Source organism: Bacillus haikouensis, from assembly GCF_013179555.1.
GTDB lineage: Bacteria > Bacillota > Bacilli > Bacillales > Bacillaceae_B > Rossellomorea > Rossellomorea haikouensis_A.
This window is the reverse complement of record NZ_JABMCR010000250.1, coordinates 1-5,934: the sequence shown is the minus strand read 5'-3', so window position 1 is coordinate 5,934 and position 5,934 is coordinate 1. Positions and strand designations below refer to the sequence as shown.

At 44.3% G+C, this 5,934-nt stretch carries 6 protein-coding genes; all 6 read left to right on the top strand.

The window, feature by feature from the left end:
- Positions 1 to 468 precede the first annotated feature (468 nt).
- Positions 469 to 1,854 carry an anthranilate synthase component I gene (trpE, locus tag HP456_RS18700; RefSeq protein ID WP_376766237.1) on the top strand — a complete coding sequence of 462 codons (1,386 nt, stop codon included), beginning with the start codon at positions 469 to 471 and terminating at the stop codon, positions 1,852 to 1,854.
- The gene (locus HP456_RS18695) at positions 1,851 to 2,462 is read left to right on the top strand and encodes an anthranilate synthase component II (protein ID WP_172253886.1); all 612 of its coding nucleotides are present in this window, start codon (positions 1,851 to 1,853) and stop codon (positions 2,460 to 2,462) included. The genes trpE and HP456_RS18695 overlap by 4 nt, the downstream gene beginning before the upstream one ends.
- A complete protein-coding gene (gene trpD, locus HP456_RS18690; RefSeq protein ID WP_172253884.1) occupies positions 2,434 to 3,459 on the top strand; it encodes an anthranilate phosphoribosyltransferase in 1,026 nt (341 codons plus the stop codon). The genes HP456_RS18695 and trpD overlap by 29 nt, the downstream gene beginning before the upstream one ends.
- Positions 3,460 to 4,248: an indole-3-glycerol phosphate synthase TrpC gene (gene trpC, locus HP456_RS18685; RefSeq protein WP_172253882.1), complete on the top strand. Its 789-nt coding sequence runs from the start codon at positions 3,460 to 3,462 to the stop codon at positions 4,246 to 4,248. It abuts the gene before it with no gap.
- Entirely contained in the window at positions 4,245 to 4,883 is a 639-nt protein-coding gene (locus HP456_RS18680; protein WP_172253880.1) for a phosphoribosylanthranilate isomerase, read from the top strand. Before trpC ends, HP456_RS18680 begins: the two co-directional genes overlap by 4 nt.
- Positions 4,880 to 5,934, top strand: a 1,055-nt coding sequence (gene trpB / locus HP456_RS18675; protein WP_172253879.1) for a tryptophan synthase subunit beta, incomplete at its 3' end; no start/stop codon positions are given. The genes HP456_RS18680 and trpB, both read left to right, overlap by 4 nt.

Here is a 5,934-nt window from a genome sequence, read left to right as displayed (position 1 = left end):
CTCCAACCTGAGGTGGCACCGCGGTCAGCATCGTCCTCTATAAACACATGTAATCTGTGTTTATAGGGGACTTTTTTATTTTAACTTTAAACATTTTTAACCCCCGATGTTTCAGTCCAACGGGTGGAGGCAAAAAGCGACTTCACCGGCCGGCCCGGAAGCGCTTGTCGGGTCTGATCAAGGCGCTCGCGCTTTTCTTATTGTCCAGCTCCAGCGCCTAGCCCCTCGAGACGTTTCGGTCCGTCCGATGAAGTCAAAAAGCGACTTCACCGGCCGGCCCGAAAGCGCTTGTCGGGTCTGATCAAGGCGCTTGCGCTTTTCTTATTGTCCAGCTCCTGCGCCTAGCCCCTCGAGACGTTTCGGTCCGCCCGATGAAGTCAAAAAGCGACTTCATCGGCCGGACCTCCAACGCTTGTCGGGTCTGATCAAGGCGCTTACGCTTTTCTTATTTTGATTGGAGGAATGAAAGTGAAGCCTAAAGAGGCAGTCAATTATGCAGTGAAAGAACTTAATGGAGATCTGTACACCCCCATCTCCCTTTTTCAATCTTTGAAGGGTTCAAAAAAGTTTTTGCTGGAAAGTTCATTGAAACATGAACAGTCAGGAAGATATTCTTTCGTGGGGAGCGATCCTTTATTTGAATGTAAAGCTTACGGAAACCGTGTACAAATCTTGAACAACCAAACCGGGGGGATTGAAGAGCGAGAAGGAAGACCAATCGAAATCATCCAGGAGCTGATACCATCCATGATTCATCAAGATCTCCATTTACCTTTTACCGGTGGTGGAGTCGGTTATCTCGGGTATGACGTCATCCGTCAATACGAAGATATTGGATCAATTCCTCAGGATGAGATGAATATGCCCGATATTCATTTGATGTTTTACGAAAAGGTGATTGTTTATGATCATGCTGAACAAAAAATGACGCTCGTTGTCCTGGATGCAGAAATAGAAAATCTTGAAAAGAAGCTCAGTGAAGTCGAAAGACAAATTACAAGTGTATACCTGGATGTCAATGAAGTTCAATTGAAAAGCGTACAGTTTGAATCTCAACTATCAGAGCAGGAGTTTATGGAAAAAGTGAAATTGGCTAAAGAGCACATCCGGAAAGGAGACATTTTCCAGGTCGTGCTTTCCCAGAGGATGAGCGCTTCATTTACCGGTGATTCTTTCAGCTTCTACAGAAAACTCAGACAGTCCAACCCGTCACCATATATGTTTTTCATAGACTTTGAGGAATATGTGGTGTTGGGTGCTTCTCCTGAAAGCCTGGTAAAAGTCCAGGGCAGGAGAATTACAACGAACCCGATTGCCGGAACGAGAAAACGGGGTACAACAGAGGATGAAGATCATCAATTGGAAAATGAATTGGCTTCGGATGAGAAAGAAATAGCTGAACACAGGATGCTGGTCGATTTAGGAAGGAACGATTTAGGCAAAGTTTGCGAAACAGGATCCATTAAATTAACTAAATATATGCTGGTTGAGCGTTATAAATATGTGATGCATCTGGTATCAGAAGTGAAAGGGATTTTAAAAGAAGACATAACCCCTTTGGAAGCATTGGTAAGCTGTTTACCCGCAGGGACTGTGAGCGGTGCACCTAAAATCAGGGCGATGCAGATTATAAATGAGCTTGAAGTGAAGAAAAGGGGAGTCTACTCCGGTGCCATCGGTTATATAGGGACGAATGGCAACCTGGATTTCGCCTTGGCCATCAGAACGCTGGTTCTGAAGGATAAAACAGCTTATGTCCAGGCAGGGGCTGGTATCGTATATGACTCTGACCCCAAAAGTGAATATGAAGAAACGATGAATAAAGCTAAATCTCTACTGGAGGTGGGAGGATGATATTGCTCATCGACAACTATGATTCGTTCACATATAACCTGTATCAATATATCAAGGAATTAGGTGAAGAGGTACTGATTAAAAGAAATGACCAGGTCACATTGAACGAAATCCAGGAGATGAAACCATCTGGTATCGTCCTGTCCCCTGGACCGGGCACACCTGAAAATGCGGGTATCTGTGTAGAAATTATCCAGAATCTTCACACTAATACACCTATTTTGGGCGTTTGCCTTGGTCACCAGGCAATCGGAGCGGCATTCGGGGCAAACATCGTCATTGCAGAGCAGATCATGCACGGGAAAACATCGCTGATTCGCCATGACGGTCATGGCTTATTCCAATATTTAAGCCAGCCGCTCAGTGTGATGAGGTACCATTCACTCATCATTGAAAAAGAATCACTTCCCCCGCAATTCAAAATAGGCGCAATATCGATGGACGACAAAGAAATCATGGCCATTCAACATATGCGTTACCCCCTTTTCGGTGTTCAATTTCACCCTGAATCGATCGGTACTGATACAGGGAGAAAAATGCTAAATAACTTTTTAGATGAGATGAGAAAGGAGAATAACCGTGAAACAGTACCTGCAAAAGCTATCTAACGGACATTCTTTAGAGAGAGCTGAGATGAGAAAAGCTGCACAAGAATTATTCAGTGAAGACACATCAGAAAGTCAAATTGCCTGTTTCCTGACACTTATGAAAATGAAAGGTGAAACAGTTGATGAAATCACGGGACTTGTAGAGGTGCTAAGGGAAAAGGCATTGCCTGTAAGAAGCAAAATGAAAGGTGTATTGGATAACTGCGGGACAGGGGGAGACGGTTCGAACAGTTTCAATATCAGTACGGCAAGTGCATTTGTACTGGCCGGAGCGGGAGTCAAGGTGGCAAAGCATGGAAACAGGAGCATCTCCAGTAAAACCGGCAGTGCAGACGTTCTCGAGCAAATGGGCGTAGCTCTGGATTTTCATTCAAATGACATCAACACGCTTCTTTCGGAATGCAATATAGCGTTTCTATATGCCCCTCATATCCATTCAGGATTAAAGAGGATTATGAAAGTCAGGAAAGAAATGAAGATTCCAACGATCTTCAACTTGATCGGCCCATTAACCAACCCTGTACAGCTTGAAACACAGCTGATAGGGGTGTACAGGAGAGATAAACTTGAAACGATGGCCAAGGTGCTGAACGAACTCGGCAGAAAAAGGGCGATTGTATTAAACGGAGCTGATTATATGGATGAAGCATCGCTTGCGGGGGAGAATCACCTGGTCTTACTGGAAAACGGCTTGATAACCCCATTTACATTGAAAGGTGAGGATGTCGGACTGTCCCGTTATCCGAATTCAATGATAAGGGGGGGAGAAGCTGCGGATAATGCAAGGATCCTTCAAGATGTTTTGGAAGGCAGGGAAGGGGCTCATTTGGATACGGTCCTTTTCAATGCCGGCATTGCTTTGTATGCACATGGCAGTGTGTTAAATATTGCAGAAGGGGTGAATGCTGCTCGGGAAAGCATTGTTTCAGGAAAAGCCAAAGAAACTCTTCAATCACTCATTCGGTTCAGCCACCAAAAGAGAAAGCAGGTGATATAAGTGTCTACTATTCTTCAAGAAATCATTATTAAAAAAAACAGTGAAATTGAAGAACTGAAAGAAGAGGGTTACAGGACGTATAACCAGTCCTTGAATCATCCGGTCGGGTTATATGCCTCATTGATGGATACTGAAAGAATACAAGTAATAGCAGAAATCAAGCGCGCTTCACCATCTAAAGGAGATATCAGGCTTGAGGTGGATCCCGTTGAGCAGGCGAAAATATATGAAAGAGCAGGTGCAGCTGCTATTTCTGTATTGACTGACACTCCGTTCTTTAAAGGAAAGATGGATGATCTTGCCCAAGTAAGGGAGGTGGTGTCCATCCCGATCTTATGCAAGGATTTCATTCTGGATCCCGTGCAGATCGACCGAGCTAAAGATGCAGGTGCAAACATTATACTGCTGATTGTGGCTGCATTGGATGAACATACCCTTTACTCCCTGTTTGACTATGCTGAAAGCAATGGCCTTGAAGTGCTGGTGGAAGTACACAATGAGAAAGAAATGAAAATTGCCTTAGAGATGGGAGCACGCATCATCGGCATCAATAATCGCAATTTAAAAACATTTGAAGTCAGTCTGGAAGTGACTGAGAGACTGGGAAGATTGGTGAAAAATAAAGAAATCGTCTTAATCAGTGAAAGCGGGATCAAACATGATGCAGACTGTAAAAGGGCTGCAAAGGCTGGTGCTCATGGAGTATTGGTGGGAGAAACCTTAATGAAAAGTAAAGATAGTGTCAGAACACTCGCCTCTTTGCAGGTATTAAGGGGGGAAGTGAAATGACAAAAATAAAAGTATGCGGGATTCAACAATGGGAAGCGGCCAAGTGGGCGGTCGACGCTGGAGCCGATGCAGTAGGATTCATCTTTGCCGACAGTAGAAGGAAGGTTTCGATGGAAAGAGCGGCTGCCATCTCCGGCTCACTTCCTGGAGGTATTCTAAAAATTGGAGTGTTTGTGAATGCATCGAAGGAAGACCTCCAATCTGCAGTGGAAATGGTGAATCTTGACTATGTTCAGCTGCATGGTGATGAAAGCCCAGAGTTCTGCAGGAGCTTGGGCATTCCTTACATTAAGGCTGTTTCGATTAAAGAAAAAGATGATTTAGATATATTGCCGGAATACGGTGGTGATATGGTCCTTGTTGACAGCGGAAAAGGACCATACAGGGGAGGGAATGGGACCTCTTTTGACTGGGATTATCTTAAAGACTCTCAAACCGGGGATCGTAAATTGATACTCGCAGGAGGTTTGCAGAAGGGAAATGTAAGGGAAGCAATCCAAAAAGTAAGACCATACATGGTCGACGTATCCAGCGGAGTGGAAAGCAGCGGCATAAAAGATAAAGAAAAGATTATGAAATTCATTAAAGAAGTTAGAGAAGTTAATTCAGAAATGGAAAGCGGGGAGTTAAAATGACTTATGCACAACCGGACCAGAAAGGATTATTTGGACAGTTTGGAGGGAAATACGTTCCTGAAACATTGATGAAAGCAGTGAAAGAACTTGAAGCTGCCTATACCGAAGTTTCAAAAGACGAAGAATTTCAGAAGAAGCTCAGGTATTATCTTAAAGATTATGTCGGTAGAGAAAACCCTCTTTACTTTGCGGAAAATTTAACAGAAAAAGTTGGCGGAGCAAAAATATATTTGAAAAGAGAAGATTTAAACCATACCGGAGCTCACAAGATCAATAACACAATTGGTCAGGCACTATTGGCGGAGCGGATGGGCAAGCGGAAGATTGTGGCAGAAACAGGGGCGGGCCAGCATGGGGTAGCCACTGCTACAGTATGCGCATTGCTGAACCTTGAATGTGTCATCTTTATGGGCGAAGAAGATATCAGAAGACAGAAATTGAATGTATTCCGGATGGAACTGCTTGGCGCAAAAGTGGTCAGTGTAACTGCAGGGAGCGCCACACTGAAGGATGCGGTAAATGAAGCACTCCGGTACTGGGTGACTAACGTAGAGGATACCCACTATATCATCGGCTCCGTTCTCGGACCCCATCCGTTTCCTAAAATGGTACGGGATTTTCAAAGTGTAATAGGCAATGAAACTAAGAAACAATTTCTTGAGAAAGAAAACTCTCTCCCACATGCGATAGTGGCATGCGTAGGGGGAGGAAGCAATGCAATTGGGATGTTTCACCCGTTTATTGATGATAAGGAGGTTGAATTATATGGAGTAGAAGCAGCAGGTTCCGGACTTGAGTCAGATAAACATGCGGCAACCCTTACAAAAGGAACACCGGGGATACTGCACGGGAGTTTGATGTATCTCCTGCAGGATGATGACGGTCAAATTCTGGAAGCCCACTCAGTGTCTGCAGGTCTGGATTATCCAGGAGTTGGACCTGAACACAGTTATTTGAAGGATATTAATAGAGTCCAATATACTTCCGTTTCTGATGAAAAAGCGCTGGAGGCGTTCAAACGGCTTTCCCAAACAGAAGGAATCATTCCTGC

What these genes read in the sequence shown, in the direction of transcription:
- HP456_RS18695 (WP_172253886.1), top strand. Translation starts at nt 1,851, where the DNA reads ATGATATTGCTCATCGACAACTATGATTCGTTCACATATAACCTGTAT.
- HP456_RS18680 (WP_172253880.1), top strand. Translation starts at nt 4,245, where the DNA reads ATGACAAAAATAAAAGTATGCGGGATTCAACAATGGGAAGCGGCCAAG.